The sequence below is a fragment of the Actinomyces bovis genome (assembly GCF_900444995.1).
GTDB lineage: Bacteria > Actinomycetota > Actinomycetes > Actinomycetales > Actinomycetaceae > Actinomyces > Actinomyces bovis.
On the sequence record NZ_UAPQ01000007.1, the window covers coordinates 167,248 to 188,008 of the forward strand.

Genomic DNA, 20,761 nt, shown 5'->3' on the forward strand with positions numbered 1-20,761 from the left:
GCGGGGCTGTCCGATTGACGTTGTAATTGGTGTTTTCTGCTGGTGGGTGCTGGCCACGGGTATGCGGTTGACGAAGGGGGTGGGTTGAGGCGCGTCCAGGGCAGGCTTCCACCGCATACCCCATCTGGTCTGGCCGATGCCCCTGAGGGCCAACGACCTCACGACCAGATACAAGGCCTTCAATGCGGCCTGCTCGTTAGGGAAGTGACCGCGGGCCTTCACCTCTGGGCGGAACCCGGCGCTGAGTGACTCGATTCGGGCGCGTCGAGCACAACGCCTCGCGGATCACGGGCGTCGTATTCCAAGAACAGTGACGTTCTAGGTACAGGCGCCCAGCCACAGCCGGATCATCACCGGATACGACCAGCCCTACTTCTGTGCGAGCTCCTCGAACGCTCGTCCCACATCAGCTGGTGTGGGTGCTGGGGTGGGTGGGTTTAGGGCCGTTGGGTCCAGGGCGGCTTTGGCTTTGTTCAGGGCTTTGTCCAGTAGCTCCAGTGGGGCAGGATTGCCGGGCTGGGTGCCGGGGGCGCGGGTGGTCAGCACGATCATCCCCGGCAGCCTGCCTTCGGTGGTGACTGCGGCGTAGATACGCTCAATGGTCTGAGTGCCCCCTTGGTCATCGACTACTTGGGAGCGGAAACCAATGGTCCCAGCAGGCAGTGAGGCCCGTGGAAGCACCGTCAAAGTCTCCTTGCCCTCAACGTAATGGGGCAGCACTTGGATCCTAGCGGGGAAGGTCTGCCCATCACATTCGAGCATGAGATCGTTCAGGTCCCGAATATCCTCACCATGATCGAATTCACTAATATTGAAACTAGCGGTCTGGGTGACCGTAACCTCACCCACAGTGAAACGAGCCGTAGTCGTAACGGGGCGTGCCTCATCCCGCGACGGCAAACTTAACCTAGCTTCCAGGCCCGGGCAACCGGTGACAGGAAAAGTAGCTGTGGCAAAGTCCCAAGTCACTGCGGTCGCTCCAGGCACATCCTGAACCCCAAGCATAGAGGCTTCCATCGCCGGCCTAGGAGTATAGGCGTGTTTCTCCGGCACTTCAGGGCTCTGACATCCAGCCAGCAGGCAGCAGGCCGCCAACGCCAGAGCTCCCAGGCGGTGCCGCCCCTTGACTATCAACATCGGCTCCCCTTACTTGAAATACTCAATGAACGGGTCATTGAACGCGTCGCGCACAGTACGGTCATGATCAAAGCCCTGCACACTGCTCGCCAGGCTCTCCAGCGCCCGTCCAGCGGAATCCCGCTCCTCCGGAGGCAAACGGTTGTACTCCTCCCGATTGATAAAACGATAGCCCTCAGGGCTCTGAGTGGCCACGCCCGCGTTATACATGGCTTGCCAGTTGATCGGCGGCAGGCCGGAACCGGCCTGCTGGTAACCGTTGAGGCCCAGCTGGTCTGCTTGGAAGAACATACGCAAAGTGAAATCGTTGGCTGCCTGGGAGGCCATTCTCGTCTGATCCACCCGGGCCGCATCCGCATTGCTGGCCCAGGTGGATTTGGCTTCATCAGCCAGGTGCTCCACCAGGGCCTCAGCGCCCCAGCCAGCCACCTTACCCACCGCAGATGGGGCGAATTTGGTGACGAGACCTGTCAGTTCCCCAGCCCCTTTGCGGCCGAGCTCGATCCAGGCCAGGGCGTAGTCGTCATCGCGCTGAGCTTGGTCAATAGCACCATTTCCGATTGCCTTGGCAATAGCCCCCTCTGCTGTGCCCCAACTGTCAGCGCTCGCCTTTAGCTGAGCCATGCTGCTACCAGGAGGCATGCCATCCGCCTCGGCCCGGTTCACGGCCTCGCGGAACTTAAGCAAAGCCCGCCCATCCCGACCAACCACACCCAAAGCCTTATCCAAAGCCGTCACGGTGAACACAGGATTATTCTCCGTGATGTACCCAGCAGAATTGGTTATAGTTTGAGGCTCACCAGTATCTATGTTCTTAAACTTGTAGGCATCAACCATCGATTCCATATAGGTTTCCAGGATGTGTTCCAGGCTTCCCGCACCCTCCACCCCGTATTGGCCTGCCCCGTAACCGAAGTCCTCACGAGAGGTCAGAGCCTCCAAGCCTTTAGAAGCGATAGCTGCCGCTTCCTTCGGGTGCCGGCGCATATTGCCTGGATCAGTTGAGGCCGCATCCAAGGCTGCACTCACGCCACTCAGGTCACCGCCGCTGTGGCCAACGCCGTACACGTGGTTGTGCGCCCACCGGGTGACCCGATCCTGGTCATCACTGAAGAACCGGTAAGCGGACTTGGGATGATCAGCTAAAGCATGCATCAGGACTGAAGAAGTGCTAGCTATCCATGGCGCCCGAGCCTCATCTGTCATTGAGAATATGAAATGAGGCGGAGAATAAACCTGCCAAGGTTGCGGATGAGGGTTGGCCTTCTCCAACTCGTCCATCTTCTCACTAGAGCCCAGAACCAGACCGTCGCCAGCACCTTTAGTGTCATAAAACAGCCAATTCAATGCTTCCACGGGCACAGGGTAGCAGTTATAAGGGGAGCCTTCGTCATACCCAGTATAAGCCTGCTCAACCAGCTTGGAACCAAACACCTTGGCATGGCCCTCACTCCAAGACTTTGAGGCCCGATGCAAACCGGTGCGCAACTGCTCCAACAGTTCCGCGGCTAGCTTGGAATCACTGGAGGCCCCGACGTCACCATCATCAACGTGATTACCTACCTTAGTAGCAAGCGTCAGCGTCCCGTCGGGTCCCAGATGGTCGTAGAACACGGCCATAACGTCCCGGTGCTGGTCCGTGTTCCAACGCTTAAGATAGTCACGCAGTTTAGCTGCGCGAGGGTCGCCATCCTCATAGCCTTCCCTGGCCAGCTTCTGAGCCAAGTGACCCATCGCACGCCCCACCTGGGCCTTAGCCTGCGCCAGCGTGGTGGCCTCAGATCCATTGAAGTCAAAACTGACCTCACCAGAGGCAGGAACCTTCCTCCCATCGGTGGAATTGATGATCTCTATAAAGTCGGCCTTCGCAGACGCAAAGAGCGACTCATCTCGCAGACTCTGCACATAGCCAGGTACATGGACCAGCGAGGAAGTGGAGATCTGAAGACTCGCAGCCTGGGAGGTCAAGGTATTGTACTTAATCTCCACCGAGTTGGCCAGGATCGCCAGATCGTTGGCCACAGCCCGCAACGTCGTCACATTCGCTTTTACATGAGTCATACCGCTCAACTCCCCCGGCTTTACGGCACCCAACCCTCAGCCAGATCACCACAAGGAGAGCTGTCGGCGACCGCCACCCAGCTAGCCTTCCAGGACTCCGGCCCAGGCACCATCACGTTCTCATCCTCAGCACTAATGTCCTGATCAACATCAGCCTTGTAATTCGTAAACGCCGTCTTTATTGACCTTCCGAGCGCCTCAAGCCCCGTAGTCCAAGTAGTAGCCGCAGGAGAGACCCAACCTCCATCATCAATCTTCTTGCAAACCGCTGAGCATGGGCCACCGAACCCGCTTGATGGCGTCAACTCCATGCTCACATAAGTCCGGACGGCCCCAGCATGCTTGACCAGATCCTTCTTGTAAAGACTTGGCTTGGACTCAGACGAGCCCCCATCCGCATCCGTGCCACTGGCCTGAGCGCACGCAGGATAGCTATCTGACACTCGCAGACCCCCAGAGCAGTCAACTAAACACACAAAGACGGGCAGAACATAACACCGCCGCCACATCGCGGCTGTTGGGTGGGCCGCAGTGCCGACCGCATGGATCCTTGCGGGCTTAGGGGCTGCGGGCGCAGGCAGGGGGGTGGTGTCGGGGCGGGTGGGTTGTTAGGCTGGGTGGGTTCCTGGTTGTTTTGTGTTGGGGTTTGTTTTGATGCGTTCTTCTCGTGTACGTGGGCTGGTTTGCGGGCTGTCTGGTCTGTGCTTGTGCTGTTTTGCTTGCGGGGTGTGGGACTAAGCAGCCTGTGGCTGGCTCTAGTGTGCCGCCTTATACCGCCCAGCCCAGCACCTCGGCCTCGGCCGTGGCCTCGGCTAGTGCTTCACCTACAGCCTCAGCTTCGGCTTCGGGTGGTGAGGTGCCTTTTAGGGCTGAAGACTTGTCAGACTTGGCCAATGGCTTCCAAGTCACGGCTGTACCCCAGGGCTTGGACGCCACCTCGCAACAGGTAGTCCGCAGCTACCTGACGTACCAGCGGGAAGCCTGGAAACTAGTTTCTGGAAAGTCTCAAGACCGAAGCACGTACCGCGCTAACACCAGCGGCAAGGAACTTAAGAAGGCAGAAGACTTCCAGGCTAAGCTGGACAGCAACGGCTGGCATCTTGGTGGACGCTATTCCACGAAGGTTATGTCGGTTTATAGTTCTAGCGGTATTACAGCAACCGTAGAAGCATGTGAGGATCAGCGGCAAATATCCTTCCTGGATGCTAGTGGGGCTGATGTAACAAAGGATTCTACGCGCCATGCTTTCCATAAGGTTTATGTGTTAGAGAGGTCTGAGACGGGGTGGCAGGTAACTGAAGGTCAGATTGCGGGGACAGACGATTGCACAGACTAAGCAAGTCATGGGCTAGGTGGTGATCACGTCCAAGACGGCGTCGTGCTCCAGTCGGGAGCTCAGGACCTTTCTCTATGACCGGGTGGTGAACTACCCTGAGTTTTGTTCCATGGTCAGGACGCAACGGGTGTTAAGTCCTGGTTGTTTTGTGTTGGGGTTTGTTTTGATGCGTTCTTCTCGTGTACGTGGGCTGATGGGTTTGTGTGCTTGTGCTGTTTTGCTTGCGGGGTGTGGGGCTAAGCAGCCTGTGGCTGGCTCTAGTGTGCCGCCTTATACCGCCCAGCCCAGCACCTCGGCCTCGGCTGTGGCCTCGGCTAGTGTTTCACCTACAGCCTCCGCTTCAGCTTCGGGTGGTGAGGTGCCTTTTAGGGCTGAAGACTTGTCAGACCTGGCCAATGACTTCCAAGTCACGGCTGTACCCCAGGGCCTGGACGCCACCTCACAACAGGTAGTCCGCAGCTACATAACCTTCCAACGGGAGGGGTGGAAACTATCCTCTGGAAAATCTAAGGACCGAAGCTCATATCTAGCCAACACCAGCGGCAAGGAACTTCAAAAGGGAGATGCATTCCGAGCTAGGTTGGATAGCAAAGGCTGGCATCTTGGCGGACGCTATTCCACGAAGGTTATGTCGGTTTATAGTTCTAGCGGTATTACAGCAACCGTAGAAGCATGCCAAGACCAGCGGCAAATATCTAACCTGGATGCTGGCGGAGCCGATGTAACAGAGCAGGGTCTTCGCCATGCTTATCACAAGGTTTATGTGTTAGAGAGGTCTGAGACGGGGTGGCAAGTAACTGAAGGTCAGATTGCGGGGAAAGACGATTGCACAGACTAAACAGGCCATGGGCCACACCAATAATTTTAGCTGGCGCATTATTACTCCCCGGCATATCAACCCCCGCCCACGCACATGGTAATGGCGAGGTGGTTCCGCCGGTTTCTTCGGGTGGGTTTGTTAGTGGGCAAGAAGTGGTAGCGGTTGCGGTTGATAGTGTGGCGGTTGATGGGGCTCCTGGGGTTGTGGGGCAGGTGGGTGTTAGCTCTCAGGGGGTGGATGTGCATCCGGTGTGTTGGTGGCAGCGTGGTCGCAATGGGGCGCAAATGGCTCAGTGGATTGAGTCTGGAGCTTTGGACGCTTTGAATGCTGATGGCACCACTCGCTCGGACACCGACAAAGCGTTTGTGGGGTGGGATTCTCATCGTGATGACACGGGTGGGTATTGGTGGCACACAACGTGTTCAAGAACGTATTTCACCGGCACGCAGCAGGAGTATCAAGACTATGTGCGTGCTTTTGAAGCTGGTGGCACTAACCGGTTCTTACCCCAAGGCCAAACTCCCCCACTCGCACCACTACCAGGCAAAGCAATAGCCCAGGCAGTACGACGGGCTATGCACCTGCCTTCCCCACAGATCAACACCAGCCCAAAACTAGGAGCCAACGGCGCCACAGTAGTGGGCTTAGACACCTGGGTGTGGGCCACTGAAGCCACCGTGCGGTCAGCTTCAGTTAACGCCTCAGTGGGCTCAACCAGCGTCAGCGTGCAAGCAACAGCCAGCGGGCTGCATCTGTCCGCTCCAGACGCAGCCTCCTCCTGCACCGGATGGGGCAGCCCCTGGATACCTGGAGTCAGCAAAGAAGGCACCACTGACTGCATAACCCGCTTTACTCGCTCCAGCGCACACCTAGGCGGCACCACCCCACTAAAGATCGCAGTCTCCTACAAAGTCTCATGGACCAGCAACGACGGCACCAACGGCCAACTAGACAACATCGAAACCACCAACACCACAAACCTACCCGTAGCCGAAATCCAAACCATCAACATCCCAACAAACTAAAACAACCCCAAACCACAAGCTCGCGAATGTGTTTGCAACCATGGCAGGTTAAGCATGCATATGAAGACCCCCAACTCATAGACTTAAGAGGAACCGCAGCCGCTCCAACGCACAAAGAAACTGGTGGCGGGATAGGAAAGACCCACCCCGCCACCAGATCGGCGCCACACTAATCAGATGACGTCATAAGAACTGATCTTAGGCAGTTCGCGCGCATCGGTCACACCGTTGGCCGCAACGAGATCACTGTGGTTCTTAGCCACGTCGTTGGCGGCATCAGCAGTAGCCATCTCCATCTTGATCAGCTTGGGGCGGAAGTCGGTCCAAGAATCACGGAAGGCCTGCGCGTTCGGGCTCTGCCAGACCGCGTTCTTGAGCGCAGTGTCTGTGTTAGAGACGACGCTGTGCATGGAGTCCACGTCTCCCTTCAGAGCATCATAGAGAGTCTCAAGCGTAGAGAGGTCTGCGTTGACGTTCGCCACGTTACTTTCCTTCGGTACAGGGACGCCTGCGGACTAACCGCAGACGCTGGTTCTAGATGTCAAGACGAACCAGCGAGCACCACAATGTCACCTCACGCCGTCGTAAGCAAGAGAAAGCTAAAGTCGCACCCCCTCCTGGCGCCGCAACCAATCTTGCGGGGGCCGCACACTCCACCGGACGCACCGCCAGAGACTCCTCTCACGCATTGCGCCAACCAGCGATCTATGGCAGGAATGTGCAAGTCCCTGAGTTCCAACACCCGAAGCGAATATGTCAAGTCCTGCAGACTCCCGCACCGCACGCCGTCGCGCCCGTGACGCACGGGGAACCAAAAGCGCACGAAGCCAGCCGGTTGATCGCGCACCCAGTCGGCTCCCTGGACCACCTCGCGAGCGCCGCCCTTTGCTGGCAGTCCTCGCGGTACTGCTGATCGTCGGCGGTGCCCTGGTTGCCGGACTGCTCGCCACCCGCCTAGACCAGCGCAAGGAGATGCTGGTAGCTGCCAACACGATCAAGGCTGGGCATGTAATCGAGCTTTCTGACCTCGCATCAGCGTCGGTGTCAGCCAATGTCAACTCCCTGATCCCTGCAGAGAAAGTCAACGAAATCGTAGGGCAGACAGCCCGGGTAGAGGTCACCCAGGGGGAGTTCCTGGCAAGCACCCAGATTCTCGCCTCACCTGCTGTTAAAGACGGTACGACCCTCACCGGCCTGTCATTAGCTGTCGGCCGCTTCCCGGCAGGTGGACTCAGGCCGGGCGATGTGGTCACCCTCGTGAACGTCAAAGACGGCAGCACCGCCGTTACTTCGGCACAGATCCTTGAGGCGGTGCCCACATCCGGTAATGCGAACGAGTGGACCTCCGGCTCAGTGATCTCACTATTGGTGCACAAGGATGACTCTGCCAAGGTGGCGCGCCTAGGAGCGGAAGAGTCTATTGCTATCGCTGTAACCGCCACCGGTCACGCCATCGGGGACTTCTGATGCTTCTGTCCATAGCCTCAGCCAAAGGCTCACCAGGCGCCAGCACCACCTGCCAGGTGCTTGCTGCCGTCTGGCCCAAAGCCTCTATTTTGGCGGACCTAGATCCAACCGGCTCAGACCTGCTTTATCGGCTTCGCTCAGCAACTGGCGCTCCCCTGGAACCCGAGCATGGCCTACTATCGCTCGCAACTGCCATCAGACGCCGCTCCCAGACCCACCTCCTAGAGCACACCACCCGGGTGGAAGGCGGCTTAGACGTGCTAATTGGTCTGCCCCGCCCGGAGCAGACTGCTGCGATAGGCCCTGGCTGGGGCGCACTGGCTGACTATCTGCGTACCGACAGGGACGTTCTGTGCGACGTCGGCCGCCTAACTCCGGGAACCCCGAGCCTGCCGGTGGCGCTGAACTCTGAGGCCCTGCTTCTAGTGGTCAGACCCGGAGTTGACGCTTACGGGCACCTACGTGACCGCATCCGGTGGATCGAGGAAGAAACGGCCCTCCGGGAGCAAAGACCTTTCCTAGGCGTGGTGCTGATCGCCCCCTGGAAAGCCCGCCATGAGAAGGAGGACCTGGAGAGGCTGCTGCGCTCCACCGGCCTAGACGTGCCGGTGCTCGGCCCCCTGGTGTATGACCTCCGAGCAGCCGACGCTCTGGCCGGACGCCAGGCCAACTCCCTCAGACGCAGCCTCTTAGTGCGCTCAGCCACCGCTCTGGCAGACGAACTCTATTCACGCATGGCCACGCTAAAACTGGGGGCAGTCTGATGAGCGCCGATCAGAACCTGGTGCGGCAACTGCGCGAACAGGTCGCAGACCTTCTAGCCCGACAGCGTCAAGAAGACACGGCCAACGGCATCAGGCCAATGAGTGGCGAAGACGAACGGCAGTTCGCTCGCGCCCTAATCAGCCGCGTGCTGGACCAGCACGCCCGTGAAGAAATCTCTGCCGGACGCAGCCCCATGTCCGCCGTGGAGGAGGAAGATATCGCCCAGGGCATCCACGCAGCCCTGTTCGGCGTAGGTCGCTTGCAGCCCCTGCTGGAGAACCCAGACGTTGAGAACATCGACATCAACGGCTACGACAACGTCTTCATCCAATATGCCGACGGCCGCGAGGAACGCGGTGCCCCCGTGGCAGACTCCGACGACGAGCTAATCGAGCTGGTCCAAGTACTTGGCTCCTACTCAGGTCTGGTGTCTCGTCCTTTTGACTCGGCAAACCCACAACTAGACCTGCGGCTGCCTGACGGCTCGCGCCTATCGGCGATCATGGACGTTTGCGCCCGCCCCGCCTTGTCCCTACGCCGGGCCAGACTGGACAAAGTTGGGCTCGATGATCTGGTCCGCTTGGACACCCTCAGTCCCAGACTGGCGGCGTTCTGCTCTGCCGCGGTGCGGGCGCGCAAGAACATCATGATTGCGGGCGCCACCAACGCCGGAAAGACCACCTTCCTGCGCGCCCTAGCCAACGAGATCCCACCCTCAGAGCGGCTCATTACGGTTGAGCGTGCCCTGGAACTGGGCCTCGGCGAGTTCACCGACCTGCACCCCAACGTCGTCGCCTTTGAAGAGCGCCTAGCAAACTCCGAAGGGGCGGGCGCCATCACCATGGCGGACCTAGTCCGTCGCTCCTTGCGTATGAACCCCTCCCGGGTGATTGTGGGTGAAGTGCTCGGTGACGAGATCGTCACCATGCTCAACGCGATGAGCCAGGGCAACGACGGCTCGCTGTCCACCATCCACGCGAACTCTTCCGCTGAGGTGTTCAACCGCATCGCCACCTACGCGATCCAGTCCCACGAGCGGCTGCCCCAGGAAGCCACCCACCTGTTGATCGCTGGCGCCGTAGACTTTGTCATCTTCCTAACGCGTGAAAACCGGTTCCAGCAGGGCGGCACCATGCGCCGCTACGTCGCCTCCGTGCGTGAGGTTAACGGCGTGGATGGGCGCGTGCTTTCCTCCGAGGTCTTTGCTGATGACGGCTCCGGGCGCGCTGAGCCCGCCGCACCAATCTCCTGCATGGACGACCTGTTGAAGGCTGGCTACGATCCGGTAGCCTCCTACAGCCTGCAAGGACCTATATCGTGAGCGCCAGCGGCACCGTAGCTATCGCCCTGCTGGCTGGAGCCATGGTGGGTGGCGGGATCTTCCTGCTGGCGGCCTTCGCCATGCGCGTGGATGTCCTACCTGAGGTGCGGCTTAAGCCTAATGACGGCGGAAAAGCGATTTCTCGCCGCATGCTGGCCGCCGCAGGGACAGGCCTGCTGGTGATGGTGCTGACCCGCTGGGTAGTGCTGGCGGTCGCAGGCCTTCTCCTAGTGCTGCTGTGGCCGCTGCTATTCGGCGGCACCCGTCAAGAGAAGGAGGCCGCCTCCCGCATCGATGCCCTAGCGACTTGGACCGAGTCCCTACGAGACACGATCGCTGGTGCAGTTGGCTTGGAGCAGGCGATTCCGGCAACGGTCTACGCGGCACCGCCCATAATTCGCAGCCAGTTGTCCCTGCTAGCAGACCGAATGCGCGTTCGGGTTCCCCTGCCACAGGCGCTACGGCAGTTTGCAGATGACCTCAATGATCCAACTGCAGACCTGGTGGTATCTGCACTGGTCATGAACTCCCGACTACGCGGCCCTGGGCTGCGCCAGCTCTTAGGTTCGCTTGCGGCAACTGCCCGGGCTGAGCTCGATATGCGCCAGCGCGTCTCTGCAGCCAGAGCGGGCACCCGCCGTTCAGCGCAGATCGTGGTGGTCTTCTCAGTGCTGGTCATCCTTGGACTGGCAGTTTTCAACCGCAAATTTGTGGCCCCCTACAACACGGCATTAGGCCAGCTAGTACTCCTGGTGGTGCTTATCTTTTTCGCTGCTGGGCTTATGTGGATGCGACGCCTGGCTGGTGTCCGGCTGCCGCGCCGTTTTCTGACCACCAACCCTGACATGGTTGCAGGAGGTGCCCGATGATCACCTGGATTCTCCTGGCTGGGGCCGTGAGCGGCGCAGGACTACTACTCCTGGTCGTGCTGCTGGTGCCACCTGCAGTACAACCAGCGGCAATGCTGTCTGCCCTGGACTCTCAGCGCACTGAGATGCGCCTTAGGTCAGAATCCCGTCGCCTGAATCCGGATGAGAAAGAGCTACCTGAGTGGCTTGATTCCCTGGGCTACCGGGCTGCTGGGCTGCTACGACGCACCAGCCTGGATCTAAGTGGTCTGCTTAGCGACCTCTCCGTCCTCAGCCGTTCCTTAGAACGACACCTGGTGACATCCATCCTCCTAGGTCTAGCTGGTCTTGTTGGCCCCCTAGGGCTAGTGGAAGTAGCCAAAACCATCGGTCTGGTACATGACACCTCCATGCCGGTGCTCTTAGGACTACTGCTGGCCGTAATACTCGCCCTGCTCCCCACCTTGCGCCTGCGCTCAGCTGCGCAGGCGGCGCGTCGGGACTTCCGGCACGTCGTCGGCTCATTCCTAGACCTGGTCTCAATGTCGCTTTCCGCAGGGCGGGGTGTTCCTGAAGCCCTAGATGCAGCCTCTTCCCTCTCAGATGACCCCGCAATGCTGCGGATCCGGGACTCACTGGCTACCGCCCGATTGCGTGGCGAGACACCTTGGAATGCACTTGGGCGTCTGGGTGAGGACCTGCGGATCGACGAGTTGCGTGACCTGGCCTCTGCACTGGCTCTTGTGGCGGAGGATGGTGCCAAAATCCGAGAGTCCCTTAGTGCGCGGGCGGCTTCCATGCGACGCCGCGAGCTTGCCCTGGCGGAAGGGGAAGCCGGAGAAAACTCTGAGTCCATGCTCGTGGCGCAGCTTGTCATCGCCATCGGCTTCATCATCTTCTTGGTCTTCCCAGCTATCGCCGGCATAACGGGTCGGGTCTAAGATCGTCTCACCGGCAGGTTGAGGAATGAAAGGAACTCTCATGCTGTCCCTGATGTGCACCCTGAAGGTCTTTGTTGAGCAGCTCGCGGAGCGGGCAAGTAACCGCCTCCGCGCGGAAGAAGGAGCCTCCACGGTTGAGTGGGTGGTGATCACCGGCTTCGTCATCGTCCTAGCAGCTTTGGTTGGCAGGGCTATCTACGGTCTGGTCGAAGGTGCTAGCTCTAATCTGAAGGTACCGAACCTCAAATGAGCCCTAGCCCAGTCTCGCTATGAAAAAGGTGACTGCTCGCTCTAAGGAATCCGAAGATGAGCTGGGAGCGTCATCCGTAGAGCTACTGGTCTTCTTCCCCCTTTTACTAGCGATCATCCTTTTGACCGTACAAGTCTCACTCACCTGGTACGGCAATGAGGTGGCGCTAAGCACGGCACGAGAAACCGCCCGCACCCTGCGCACCAATGCCAATGCACCCGGTGTGCAGGCCGCCGCCGTGGAGCACGCCAAGGAGTACGCCGCGCGCACTGCACACGGTGGGCTTGAAGACCTTGACGTCCAAGTCCAAGTTGGACCAGACCAGGTCACGGTAACGGTCAGTGGCAGGTCAATGGATGTGTTCTGGGGCCTGTCACCGCGTGTAAGCGCAACCGTGTCCGGTCCGGTCGAACGGTTTAAGGGGGACCTGTGACGGCCCCAATTTGCCGTCTGCTCACCCGCAGCCGTGGTCTTCTACGGCGCGAAGAAGGCAACAACACGGTCGAGATGATCGTGATAGCACCAATGCTCATCGTCATCATCATGCTGGCCGTGGCTGGCGGACGCTACGTTTCCGCAGAAGGGGCTGCCCAAGCCGCAGCTCGTGACGCCGCGCGAGCCGCCTCCCTGCAGCGCAATGAGGTAGCCGCACGGTCTGCCGCAAACGCCAGCCTGGCTGCTTCTCAGTCAGCTGCGCTCAGGTGTACCGGCTTGACTTCTACCGGTGGATTCCGTCCTGGTGGGACGGTAAGAGTTTCTGTCACTTGCCGGGTGGAACTGGCTGATCTGGGTATTGGTTTCCTGCCGGGCACGGCGGAGATCTCCTCGAATGCCACCGCATTGATCGACCCATTGAGAGGTACCGGGGGATGAGAATACGTAGACCACTGCATTTGGAGGAGGGCTCAAGCTCAGTTTTCGCGATCTGTGTGGTGAGCGTAATGATGCTGCTGGTGGGCCTATGTATCGACGGCGGACGCGTACTGAACGCGCGGGCTAGTCTGGCTGACGCGGCTGAACAGGCGGCTCGCGCAGGTGCTCAAAAGGTGCAGGCTGACACGCTGCGCAGCACAGACGCCCTGGCGCTCGATGCCCCTGCCGCCGCCTCGGCAGCACGGTCCTATATGAGCTCCTCAGACGCCGGTAAGGGCAGCGTTGTCACGGTTTCAACCACCGGGAGCCAGGTAACTGTAAGCGCCCGGAATCAGGTCTCTACTGGCTTGCTGGCATTAGTTGGTATGAGCACGATCAACATTGAGGTGTCAGCCAGGGCGAAGGCTGTTGGTGGCGTGAGTAAAGGAGAGTTCTAGAATCATGACGCATCGTTCACTCACCGGTCCTGAGCGGTTCTTGGTCCCTGAGCCGCAGGAGCAGCCGGCGATGCTCAAATCTCTTGCGGCCGCGTTCCTGCTACTGCTGGTTGTGGTGGGCCTGCCCGTACTGATGCTGTTCGTATTAGGCGCCCCTCCACTGCCATCCAGCCTGTCGCTTTCGACATTCACTGGCTCACTCTCAGTAAAGGCGCTGTTGGGCGTGCTGGAGTGGGTTATATGGCTAGCTTGGCTGCAGTTCACAGCCTGCACAGTTACAGAACTCGCCTCCGCATTTAAAGCCAACGGTGCGCCACGCCACCTTCCTTTGTCTGGTGCCGTCCAGGGATTAGTCCGGCGTCTGGTAATTACCGCTTTGCTCGTGACTTCCGTGTCAGCTCCAGCTGTGGCCGTACCAGCGCCGCAGTTGGCACACGCAGGTTCCGGAACGGTATCCAGCGCTCAGGTGCTCTCTGAGGACGCGAGCACGATGGCTAGTACTGAAACCGCTGCCAGCGTGGAGGTCGCCACCACGGCTCAGGGTTCGGACGGCAGTAGCACCGGCATGGCGGTCAGATACATGTTGGGTGACCAGGTCCTGGACCCGACGCTTGGGGCGCAACTAGTCGGAAAGCGGGTGTATGTGGTCCAGCCTCCGGAGGGCCACTACCACGACAACCTTTGGGACATCGCCGAACGCACCATGGGGGATGGCCGTGCTTACCGGGAGATATATGAGCTAAATGCGGGTCGGGAACAGCCCGATGGGTTGCGACTGGAACTTGCCCGCCTGATTCAGCCCAACTGGCACCTGATCATGCCTGAGTCCGCAGTAAACCTGCCGCGTGTGATGGCAGTCCCGGTGCAAGCACCCGAGCCAGCTGTACCTGGTGCCGAACAGCAGGGCACACCAGAGCAACAGGGGCAGGAGGCGCCCCTGTCTGCGCCCCAACAGATCGACGACGTAATGCCGGCGAACCTCCCCGCCGTCGGAGCGTTAACGGCAGCGAGCTTGGTGGCACTGCTGGTGCGCCGCCGCCGCCTGGGTGTCTGGGGCTGGCCGAACGCTGAGGCCGGAGAGCTGGAGCGACTGCTCAGGGTCGGGGCTGACCCCAAACGCGCAAGTCGCCTTGAGGAGGCCTTGCGTTACCTCTCTCAGTTGCCTACTCCGCCCGCCTTTTATGCTGCAGGGGTAAACGACCAATCCATAACCCTTTTCCTCAGCGTCCCAATGGAAACCGCCCCTGAGCCGTGGCATGCGGAGCACAATGGCAATATCTGGGTCCTGGATGCCGCGGCAGACCTCGGGGGTGCCTCCGGAGCGGTGCATGTTGGTGCGGGGCTAGTCACCCTGGGACGTGATGAGATGGGCACTGACGTGCTCGTAAACCTGTGCGAGGCTGACGGCGAGGTGGTCGTTGCTGGCGGTGCGCTGCAAGCCGTTGAGGTGATCTGTGCGCTGGCGCTGGAGCTTTGCGTGAATCCCTGGTCTGAGAAGGTCAAGGTCACTGGCCTCCTGCTTCCCTGGACCTTGTTCCAAGTATGTGGCCCTAGGCTCAACATCGTTGAAAGCATGGAGGCGGTTCTAAGCAAGCAGCAGGCTGAGCCTATTTCCGGGCAGCACCGGGATATTGAGCACCACATCGTATTAACGGCGCATCCGCAGGCAGATCAGATCAAGAGCCCGGCACCTGGCATGACGATCGTGAGGACCGGCAGCCTGGAGCGGGCCCGCTGGCGCATTGTGGTTGACGACTCGGGCACGGCCAAGGTTGAGCCACTGGGTGTAGCTGTGCGAGTCACCAGGGCATCGGAGTCAGACCTGGCTTCCTTGGCGGGACTTATGGAGGACAGCGCAGACCCCCTGCCTCCTGCTCCCATCAGCCCGCCACCCGTGACTACCGCGGCCCTAGCCTCCGCTCCTTTGCGGATCCTGCTGTTAGGGAAGCCCAACGTGGTAGCGCCCGGAGCCGTAGACCCGGAGCGCTTGCCTGTACTAACTGAGGCTGTCGCCTGCCTAGCGCTGCACCCCGACGGCCTACACCCGCATGTGCTCGGCTCCTTGCTTTGGCCGCACGGCGTAACTGGAGACGTGGTCCAAGCTACGATCGACCGCCTGCGTGGCTGGCTCGGACAAGACTTGTCCGGGGCAGAGCGACTGCTTGAAGACGAGCAGGGGCGCCTCAAACTAGGCTCTGACGCGGTGCTCGACGTCGATGTGCTCCGCAACCTTCTGGAGGTGGCTGCAGTGCCAGGAGCACCGAACGAGCGAGACGTACTCGCACAGGCTTTGCGATTGGTGCGCGGCCCCTTGTGTCAGGACACTCCAGAAGGCCACTACACCTGGCTCGCACGTTCACGAACCAGCAGAGACGTAACCAAGCTAGTCACCAAAGCCTCACTGCGACTAGCTGAGCTACTTCACGACACCGACCCTGATGGTGCCGCTGCTGCCATCGACGTCGGCCTGAGCGTAGTAGAGCTTGACCAGGGCCTATGGCGAGGTTTGTTCCGACTCGCCGCCAAACAGGGGCCTGACCATCTCGCAGGGAAGGTAGCTGCGCTACTGGACCTGACCGGCGCCGACGATCTCAGCCTGGTGGACCCACAGACAGCGGCGCTGGTGGAGGACCTGGCACCCGGCCGCAGTCTAGGTGTGCGAAGGAAGACCGCCTGAGGACGACATGGAACTGCTACTAAAGGTCCGCCTCAACGGGGCTGCAGGCCAAGAGGTCCGAGAGGTCCTAGCAAATATCTCAGAGGGAACGCGGGTGGCAGACCTCGCCACCGTTCTACAGGAGTCCCTGGGGCACAATCCCTCGCCAGAGCAGCTGCAGTCGCAGCAGCCTGCACCCCTTGAGGCCCCTGGGGTACTTAGGCTGGTGAGAGACGCTGACACAGTAGCTGCGCAAGTCCCTCCCCTCTGGTTAGGAGGGCAGCAGCTTGACCCGGAAGCCCCACTCGAGGCGGGACCAATCCACGACGGTGCCACTCTCAGCCTGGTCGGAGCTGATCCTGTGGCTGGAGAGCCGACCGGCCTAGTTGAGTTGCGCGTGGTCGGGGGACCCGGTGCCGGATTGGTACGTCGGATGGGGCTTGGCGACTACACCGTCGGAGGCGAGACAGCAGATATCAGCCTGCCGGGCCTGGAAGAGCCCCTTGTACGGGTAAGAGTAAAGACTGGCCCAGAAGTCTCGGTGGAGCCAATAGAGCAGGCTCAGAAGGCCGAGGCGCCTATCCGGCCCGTGCGCAACCGGAAGCTTCCCGGACCGCTGGTCCTGCGTATCCGTGCCGGAGAAACAGCTAAATCCACCTCCCAGCAGGAAACGCGCCAACAACGACGACGTCGAAAGAAGCTAGACCGGCACCGTCGTAAAGAGAACAAGCGGCGCCTTAAGCGCGGTGAGCAGCCATTTAAGCAAGCGCAGCCACATGTCGAGCAAGATCCGGATGCCCGTCGCAGGCTTATTGAGCTTGATAGGCGCCCTATTGAGGGGAGTCTTCCTTGGGAGGCAGAAGTCATCCTCGGAGTGGGGCAATCTCAGTTAACAGTTGGCCCGGTACCAGCAGCTGATGCAGTGGTAGTGCAGGGTTCCGAGACCTTTACTTTGGATTTCAACAGGCCTCCACGCCTGGCTCGTCCCCAAAGGCACGCCAAGTTCACTCTGCCACGCCAACCTCAGCCGGCCCGCAAGCCACCTTTTTCCCTGATCATGCTGGTAGGTCCCCTGGTAATGGGCGTCGGTATGTACCTGCTAACTCAGCGCCTGGCATCCCTCATGTTCACAGCACTGTCGCCACTGATGATGCTTGGGAACTTCTTTACCATGCGCTCCCAGTCAAACAGAACCCACCGTGATGAGGTGATTAAGTACGAAGAGATGAAGCAGGATGTGGAGGCGAAGGCCTTCGAGGCTTTATTGGAGGAGCACCAACTGCGGCGAGGGGATTATCCCGACCCTGCAGAGGTAATGCTGCGGGCTACCGGACCACGTGCGGCACTGTGGGAACGCCGTTATGAGAACCCGGACTGGCTGGTCCTGCGGGTAGGTACGGCCGACCAGCGCAGTGAAGTCGAGTTGACACTGCCAGACCGGGCTGCCCATGAGGAGCCTTATCGGTGGACCGCGCCTGACGTGCCTGTGACGCTTTCGATGCAACAGCTTGGGGTTGTTGGTGTCTATGGCCCGCTGCGCAGGCAGATTGCGGCTTGGATGGTCAGCCAATGCGCGGTCTTGCACTCACCTGCAGAGCTGGAGCTGTCGATCTTGCTGGATCCCAAGTGCTCCGGGGCAGCAGAGAGTGATTGGTCATGGAGTTGCTGGCTGCCTCATATCCGTATGCCTGAAGGCAAAGGGGCCCGGCTGCGGGTAGCCACAGAGGACACCACCGTCTCCAAGCAGGTAAATGCACTGTTGACCATCATCGAAGAGCGGCAGGAAAAGAAGTCTCGCAGACCAAAGACGCCAACGATTTTCGTGGTATTGGAGGGCGCTCGGGCGCTTAGGCACGCGCCCGGCATGATCCAAGCGCTGCGGGAAGGTCCTGGAGCGGGGGTGGTGTTCTTGTGTCTAGACGACGATCGCGTCGCCCTCCCCGAAGAATGCCGCGCAGTGCTCCAAGCCGAGGAGCCCCTGGCCAACCTGTCCATAACTGACGAGGACAGTATTGAGCAGGTAACTCTCGACGTGCCCATCGACGGCTGGTTCGAGCAGGTAGCAAGAAGCCTGGCCCCCTACCGGGACGCTGCCACAAAAGGCGCAGAAGGAACCATTCCGCGGTCATCTCGTTTCCTAGACATAATCAATATGCCCGAACCGTCTGCCGAAGAAGTCCTGAAACGATGGACAACTGGCACACAGACCACGGTTGCCGTGATCGGTGAGGACAGCGAGGGCTTGTTCCAAGTCGATGTGCGGGCCGACGGACCTCACGCGCTGGTTGCTGGTACCACCGGTTCCGGTAAATCAGAGCTGTTGCAAACCCTAATCGCCTCTCTTTGCATAGAGAACACTCCGGAACACATGACTTTTGTCTTAGTTGACTACAAGGGCGGGGCGGCTTTCAAAGACTGTGCATTACTACCGCACACCGTTGGCATGGTTACGGACCTCGATGGGCACCTGACTTCCAGGGCCTTGGATTCGCTCGGTGCCGAGCTGCGGAGGCGTGAGCACATGCTCGCTAACGCTGACGCTAAGGATATCGAGGACTATACGGCTGCCATGCAACCAGGTGACGAGCCGATGCCCCGCCTCATGCTGGTCATCGACGAATTTGCTGCCCTAGTCTCGGAGCTTCCCGACTTCGTGACAGGTTTGGTTGACATTGCCCGGCGCGGTCGTTCCTTGGGTGTGCACCTAGTGCTGGCCACGCAGCGTCCTGCGGGGGTGGTATCGGCTGAAATCAAGTCAAACACCAACCTGCGTATTGCTTTGCGCGTTACCGACGAGAGTGATTCACAGGATGTGGTTGAGTCAAACGCTTCAGCCTATATTCCTCCGTCCATACCAGGAAGGGCGCACGCCCGGCTGGGACACGGGCGCCTACTGCAATTCCAGGCTGCACGAGTTGGGGGACGTCCACACGGCGCCGTACGCACATCGGAGCCGCAAATCGAGGATCTCAATTTGCGGGATCTTTCTTGGCCTGCCCCGGTGGGACCTGTGATTGAGGAGGACATTTCGATTCCGACGGACTTGTCAGCCTTGGTCAACGCGATGTTGGAAGCTAGGAGCGAGCAAGGCTTGCCTGCACCGCATCGCCCTTGGCTAGAACCACTGCCAGGGACGCTCGTGCTGGACGATCTACAGATCGCCTACGGCGAGCCATCACCTGCCGCTGAGCAAAAGGACCAGACCAGCTTCTCGGAAGGGTTCTTGCCCCCAGTCGTGATCGGTTTGGAAGACCTTCCTGCATTGCAGGAGCAGCGGTTAATGACCTGGGATTACACTCACACAGCGCACCTAGGCGTGGCCGGAGCGCCGAGAAGTGGACGTTCTACGGTGCTGCGGCTAATTGCCGTAGAGATTGCCAGATCAGCCTCTCCTGCAGATGTGCACCTATATGGCATCGATGGCGGCTCAGGGGCGCTGCTACCGTTAGTAGCTTTCCCACATTTTGGCGCAGTAATACTCAGAGACCAGACTGATCGCCTTAGGCGTCTGATAACGAAACTGGGCACGGAGATTGCCAGACGCCAGCAGCTCCTGGCATTAGAGGGCTATTCCTCCATATCTGAGCAGCGCGCGGCAGTCGCGCCGGGGGAGAAATTGCCTTATATAGTAATCTTGCTTGACCAGTGGGATGGAATCGTTGCGGTATATCAACAGGTCGACGGCGGTGACCTGCTTGAAAAACTTGAGAACTTGATGAGAGAAGGCTCCGCTGTGGGCCTCAGGTTTGTGCTCACCGGCGACCGACTAGTATTCCGGGGCCGCATGGGCACCTTACTGGAAGACAGGCTGCTGCTGCGTATGCCAACGCCAGAGGACTTCGATTTGGTCGGACTGCGCAGCCGAGATGTACCACTTGAAATGGTACCTGGACGCGGATTCCGTACCGGGGTGAAGCCACGAGAGGTACAGATTGCGCTACTCGATCAGGATCATGCAGGAACTGCACAAGTTGCGGCTATACAAAAAGAATCCCAGTCCGCCCAACAACGATGGGGGACGATCCCTAAGGAACTGCAGCCTCCACGAGTAGACGAGTTGCCACTGGTGATAGATGCAGACAAGGCCATGAAGATGGTCTCGACACCAATTGTAGGTATGGTTCCTCTCGGGGTTGGCGGCGACAGTCTAGACCTGCTTTCTGTGTCAATGGAAGAGATCGGTAATGGCCTGCTAGTAACCGGACCTCGACGCTCCGGTAAGTCCAACTCTCTAACCTTTATATTGAACTATTTACTGCAGGCTGGGGTGCGAACACTCTTGGTGCTTCCAAGACGCTCACCTCTACATGCCTGGACTGGAAAGCCCGGAGTGTTGGGCGTGCTTGACAGCTCCGGAACAAAAGCTGATGTTGAGCAGATACTTGGACCAGAAGACTCTGACGTAGTCGTAATAATCGATGATTTCGAGGTTCTAGGAAATGACCATGTGCTTGCGGATGCCCTGTGGGGCCATCTCAAGGCTTGCCGGGACAATACCGGCGGCGTCCTGATGGCTTGCGGAATTGATGATCTGCAGGCAGGGTATCGGGGTCTCCTGGCCGATATTCGTAAGACCCGCACGGGCCTGATTCTGGCGCCTCGCAGTGCGGGCGACGGAGATTCCTTCTCCGCACGGCTGCCGCGTTCTGTAGGAGCTCCAGTACCGCTTGGTCGAGGCCTGATGATCACCAGTCAAGGGTGGAGCTGGGTGCAGGTGCCCCGCCAAGAGCATCCGTAGTTCGCTGGTACCTAGCCGAGCTTCTCCTTGACTAGGAGCTTTGCTCATGCAGCAGCTGTCCGTCCAAGCAGAGGTCTCGGCGCAAG

Annotated in this window: 17 protein-coding genes; 12 read left to right on the plus strand and 5 right to left on the minus strand. The window is 59.6% G+C overall.

The window, feature by feature from the left end; all coding sequences use genetic code 11:
- Positions 1-369: 369 nt before the first annotated feature.
- From DR039_RS06345 to DR039_RS11270, 4 genes are all read right to left on the minus strand, one after another.
- Positions 370-1,005, minus strand: coding sequence for a hypothetical protein (locus DR039_RS06345; RefSeq protein ID WP_126622357.1), 636 nt, complete (start codon positions 1,003-1,005; stop codon positions 370-372).
- A gap of 141 nt (positions 1,006-1,146) precedes the next feature.
- Positions 1,147-3,198, minus strand: a complete 2,052-nt coding sequence (locus tag DR039_RS06350; protein WP_126622359.1) for a hypothetical protein — start codon at positions 3,196-3,198, stop codon at positions 1,147-1,149.
- 768 nt (positions 3,199-3,966) lie between these two features.
- Positions 3,967-4,107: a hypothetical protein gene (locus DR039_RS11265; protein ID WP_170166927.1), complete on the minus strand. Its 141-nt coding sequence runs from the start codon at positions 4,105-4,107 to the stop codon at positions 3,967-3,969.
- A 697-nt stretch (positions 4,108-4,804) separates the two neighbouring features.
- Positions 4,805-4,945, minus strand: coding sequence for a hypothetical protein (locus DR039_RS11270; RefSeq protein ID WP_170166928.1), 141 nt, complete (start codon positions 4,943-4,945; stop codon positions 4,805-4,807).
- 984 nt (positions 4,946-5,929) lie between these two features.
- Here DR039_RS11270 and DR039_RS06355 point away from each other — a divergent pair.
- The gene (locus DR039_RS06355) at positions 5,930-6,379 is read left to right on the plus strand and encodes a hypothetical protein (RefSeq protein ID WP_111836567.1); all 450 of its coding nucleotides are present in this window, start codon (positions 5,930-5,932) and stop codon (positions 6,377-6,379) included.
- Positions 6,380-6,552: 173 nt separating this feature from the next.
- On the opposite strand, the gene DR039_RS06360 is transcribed toward DR039_RS06355, so the two are convergent.
- Positions 6,553-6,861 carry a hypothetical protein gene (locus DR039_RS06360; RefSeq protein ID WP_111836568.1) on the minus strand — a complete coding sequence of 103 codons (309 nt, stop codon included), beginning with the start codon at positions 6,859-6,861 and terminating at the stop codon, positions 6,553-6,555.
- A gap of 403 nt (positions 6,862-7,264) precedes the next feature.
- Between DR039_RS06360 and DR039_RS06365 the strand changes: the two genes are divergently transcribed.
- From DR039_RS06365 to DR039_RS06415, 11 genes are all read left to right on the plus strand, one after another.
- On the plus strand, positions 7,265-7,846 hold the full coding sequence (locus DR039_RS06365) for an SAF domain-containing protein (RefSeq protein WP_229116853.1): 582 nt from the start codon (positions 7,265-7,267) through the stop codon (positions 7,844-7,846).
- Entirely contained in the window at positions 7,846-8,610 is a 765-nt protein-coding gene (locus tag DR039_RS06370; RefSeq protein WP_111836570.1) for a P-loop NTPase family protein, read from the plus strand. The genes DR039_RS06365 and DR039_RS06370 overlap by 1 nt, the downstream gene beginning before the upstream one ends.
- Positions 8,610-9,932, plus strand: a complete 1,323-nt coding sequence (locus DR039_RS06375) for a CpaF family protein (protein ID WP_111836571.1) — start codon at positions 8,610-8,612, stop codon at positions 9,930-9,932. Before DR039_RS06370 ends, DR039_RS06375 begins: the two co-directional genes overlap by 1 nt.
- The gene (locus DR039_RS06380; protein WP_229116854.1) at positions 9,929-10,801 is read left to right on the plus strand and encodes a type II secretion system F family protein; all 873 of its coding nucleotides are present in this window, start codon (positions 9,929-9,931) and stop codon (positions 10,799-10,801) included. The genes DR039_RS06375 and DR039_RS06380 overlap by 4 nt, the downstream gene beginning before the upstream one ends.
- Positions 10,798-11,721: a type II secretion system F family protein gene (locus DR039_RS06385; RefSeq protein WP_111836572.1), complete on the plus strand. Its 924-nt coding sequence runs from the start codon at positions 10,798-10,800 to the stop codon at positions 11,719-11,721. Before DR039_RS06380 ends, DR039_RS06385 begins: the two co-directional genes overlap by 4 nt.
- A 25-nt stretch (positions 11,722-11,746) precedes the next feature.
- Positions 11,747-11,971, plus strand: coding sequence for a hypothetical protein (locus DR039_RS06390; protein WP_229116855.1), 225 nt, complete (start codon positions 11,747-11,749; stop codon positions 11,969-11,971).
- A 19-nt stretch (positions 11,972-11,990) separates the two neighbouring features.
- Positions 11,991-12,404, plus strand: coding sequence for a TadE/TadG family type IV pilus assembly protein (locus DR039_RS06395; protein ID WP_111836574.1), 414 nt, complete (start codon positions 11,991-11,993; stop codon positions 12,402-12,404).
- Positions 12,401-12,844 carry a TadE/TadG family type IV pilus assembly protein gene (locus DR039_RS06400; RefSeq protein ID WP_126622361.1) on the plus strand — a complete coding sequence of 148 codons (444 nt, stop codon included), beginning with the start codon at positions 12,401-12,403 and terminating at the stop codon, positions 12,842-12,844. The genes DR039_RS06395 and DR039_RS06400 overlap by 4 nt, the downstream gene beginning before the upstream one ends.
- Positions 12,841-13,281 carry a pilus assembly protein TadG-related protein gene (locus DR039_RS06405; RefSeq protein ID WP_111836576.1) on the plus strand — a complete coding sequence of 147 codons (441 nt, stop codon included), beginning with the start codon at positions 12,841-12,843 and terminating at the stop codon, positions 13,279-13,281. Before DR039_RS06400 ends, DR039_RS06405 begins: the two co-directional genes overlap by 4 nt.
- Positions 13,282-13,285: 4 nt before the next feature.
- The gene (locus DR039_RS06410) at positions 13,286-15,958 is read left to right on the plus strand and encodes a bacterial transcriptional activator domain-containing protein (protein ID WP_111836577.1); all 2,673 of its coding nucleotides are present in this window, start codon (positions 13,286-13,288) and stop codon (positions 15,956-15,958) included.
- A 340-nt stretch (positions 15,959-16,298) separates the two neighbouring features.
- Positions 16,299-20,675, plus strand: a complete 4,377-nt coding sequence (locus DR039_RS06415) for an FtsK/SpoIIIE domain-containing protein (protein WP_229116856.1) — start codon at positions 16,299-16,301, stop codon at positions 20,673-20,675.
- The last annotated feature ends 86 nt before the right edge of the window (positions 20,676-20,761 follow it).